Here is a 2,784-nt window from a genome sequence, read left to right as displayed (position 1 = left end):
AACTCAACAGGAAGTTATCGAACAAGAAGAACCTCAAAGACAAGCTCCAGATGTGATGGTCGTGTTAGGACGACCGAAAGGCGATCGCGGTTCTTATATGCAGTGGGAAGAGGATAATGTTGCCCCGCAAGTGGCTTTTGAAATCCTATCTCCGGGGAATAGGAAGAAGGATATGGATACCAAGTTTAAGTTTTATCAAGAGCATGGAATTGAGGAATATTATCTTTACAATCCGAAAAAGAATCGTTTGCAAGGATGGTTGAGAAGAGGGAAGAAGTTGGAAGCGATCGCAATGATGGAAAATTGGAGAAGTCCGCTTTTGGGGATAAGATTTACGACAAGTGAAGGGGATTTAGTTTTATTTCATCCTGATGGAGAGCGTTTTGTTGAGTTTGTTGAGGTTGTTGAACAACGCGATCTCCAAAAACAGAGAGCCGATCTTGAACAACGACGAGCTATTTTCGCTGAAAACCAACGCGATCGCGAACGTTTGGAAAAGGAACTTGAAAAACAGCGTGCCGATCGCCAGCAACAAAGAGCAACTCTAGCCGAGGAGGAACGCAATCGTGAACGACTAGAAAAAGAACAAATTAAATCCGAACTCCAACAGTTAAAAGCCAAACTGCAAAAATTAGATATCGATCTTGATTCTTTATCTTAATTTTGGGAAATGCGATCGCTTTTGCCATTTCTTAACTAAATGCGATCGCCAGCAACAACGAGCCACTTTAGCCGAGAACCAACGCGATCGCGAACGAGCCGAGAAGGAACTTGAAAAACAAAGAGCCGATCGCGAGCGGTTAGAAAAGGAACTTGAAAAACAAAGAGCCGATCGCGAACGCTTGGAGAAGGAACGGGAACGATTAGAAAAGGAGCAAACTCAAGCAGCTTTGGAGGAGGAACGAAAGAAAAATCAACAATTACTCGATCGCTTGATACAATTAGGTATCGATCCTGATTCTCTTTCTTGATGCTTGGAAGTGCGATCGCATGACTTCCTAATTCTTCTCGAAATGCGATCGCCAAACACAAAGGGCTATTTTTGCTGAAAATGAACGCGATCTTGATTCTTAACAGCGCGATCGCGCTCATTAGAAACAGCAGAGCGCAAATAATTGAAATGGTGCGTTTTGCTTTCGCCAACGCACCCTACAAGATCGGCGATCATACTAAGCATCCCCAAGCATCGTATTTGTTTGCGATTGGTGATCGTTCTGAAGCGGATAGAATTAGCTTTCGTAAGTATTTTTCCAGCATTGATTTGGATTTTTTTTACCATAAATACAAAAAAATTCACTTGCCTCAAAAACTTCATTTAAGCTCAAGCATAGACTAGAATCATATAACCCTTCCTGCTTGCCAGCCACTATTGCAACCTTTGAGACGGGATTTTTACTTGTACTTAAAAGAGCAAACATGCTGTCTTCTCTTTCATTTGTTATTTCACAGATATATCGGCCATTATTTCCACCAGCAATAGTCATATATACATCATCATCAACACTTAGTATTAGCATTGTCTTTTCTACTCCATCCAGTCTTTTTATAGCGTCTTTGACTTGATTTAGTTCATTACATTGATAGGGCAAACCCTTATCAACAAGCCCAATCCAGTTTTCTTCACAGATTTCTTTTACTTGCATTTTGAACTACTCCTTTTTGTTGTTTGTGAAAAGTCTTCCAAAAAAGTCAACTAAGTAACGAAAAATTTTTGGCGATCTTGAATTGAATAAAAAAACAGTTTTTGGTTTTTAAAAACCCCATTAGATTATACCTTGTATTATATTTATCAGCAATAGTCATATCTAAATTATGGTTCAGTGCATTTATAACAAAAGCTTTCTGCAACAAAAGCGATCCAGTTTTCTTCAAGTTTTATTTTAGACTGTTCCTATTTTGTTGGTTTATAACTTTTCTTTCCATCTGGAGATATAACCACAAGCTCATCAACACCTAGATTTCTGGCAAGGGAACGCAAACCCCCATTTCTCCCACATGACTTGCAAGCTCCTCGATCCACATACATAATAGCTTTTTTTGCCTTACCAGCTTGACCAGCATTAATTGCTTGTATAGCAACGTCACCTTCTGCGTGTGTTGGTGAAATGCTATTGACTCTATTCAAAATAGATGTATCTTGCCCATGGCCACTTATTCCATAAAATTCTTGTCCATTAATTTCTAATTTTGCTAGTGTACTTTTATCATTTATGGCCCCTGCGGGAGGAAGATCCAAACCATTTCTTAGTTTTGCTAATTCATCAAATTGTTCAAAATCACCAATATTTTTAAGCTGATTTCTTAAAGAGCCTATGGCTTGCCCCGCTCCATCAGCTATAGAAGCTACAACAGAGGGCAACATAGTAGCTATTTGTGCCACATCAATAAAACCCTTTATTTTTTCTCCAAGTCCATCGGAATCAGAATGATATAGAAGCTCTGAATAGCTTGAGAATTGAGCCTCAGCTAAAGTATTCCTAACTTGCCGTGCCGCAGAAACTTCTGCTAAAGTAAATAATCCACTCGGATCGATATAACTAACCGGATTAGCATTAGCATAAACATACTTATTCAGCGTAATCGGTTCATTATTGCGACCCTCCCAAGTATCGCGTCTTGTAAACCGTCCCACACTCGGATCGTAATAACGCTGACGCAAATAATACTGGTCTAAACCTTCATCAAACTGCTCCCCAGCAAACAAATAATCATTCTCGCTATTGCCAACAGAATTCGTTAAATTTCCATAAGCATCATAAGTGTAAACATCAGTAACATTTCCAT

At 39.3% G+C, this 2,784-nt stretch carries 5 protein-coding genes; 2 read left to right on the top strand and 3 right to left on the bottom strand.

The features are described 5' to 3' along the window. Both JUI58_RS00865 and JUI58_RS00860 read left to right on the top strand, forming a co-directional pair. Nucleotides 1–661, top strand: a 661-nt coding sequence (locus tag JUI58_RS00865) for a Uma2 family endonuclease (RefSeq protein WP_204101859.1), incomplete at its 5' end; no start/stop codon positions are given. Then, nucleotides 645–971: a hypothetical protein gene (locus tag JUI58_RS00860; RefSeq protein WP_204101858.1), complete on the top strand. Its 327-nt coding sequence runs from the start codon at nt 645–647 to the stop codon at nt 969–971. The genes JUI58_RS00865 and JUI58_RS00860, both read left to right, overlap by 17 nt. A gap of 65 nt (nt 972–1,036) precedes the next feature. Here the strand turns inward: JUI58_RS00860 and JUI58_RS00855 are convergent, their stop codons facing one another. The 3 genes from JUI58_RS00855 to JUI58_RS00845 form a co-directional block, all read right to left on the bottom strand. Beyond that, on the bottom strand, nt 1,037–1,177 hold the full coding sequence (locus JUI58_RS00855) for a hypothetical protein (RefSeq protein ID WP_204101857.1): 141 nt from the start codon (nt 1,175–1,177) through the stop codon (nt 1,037–1,039). Nucleotides 1,178–1,229: 52 nt separating this feature from the next. Continuing rightward, a complete protein-coding gene (locus tag JUI58_RS00850) occupies nt 1,230–1,643 on the bottom strand; it encodes a hypothetical protein (protein WP_204101856.1) in 414 nt (137 codons plus the stop codon). A gap of 248 nt (nt 1,644–1,891) precedes the next feature. After that, on the bottom strand, nt 1,892–2,784 hold an 893-nt coding region (locus JUI58_RS00845), incomplete at its 5' end, for an RHS repeat-associated core domain-containing protein (protein WP_204101855.1).

Origin of the sequence: Spirulina sp. CCY15215 (assembly GCF_016888125.1) — a bacterium.
Lineage (GTDB): Bacteria > Cyanobacteriota > Cyanobacteriia > Cyanobacteriales > Spirulinaceae > CCY15215.
Note: the sequence above shows the minus strand (reverse complement) of the source record. Positions and strands in the feature narration are given on the sequence as shown.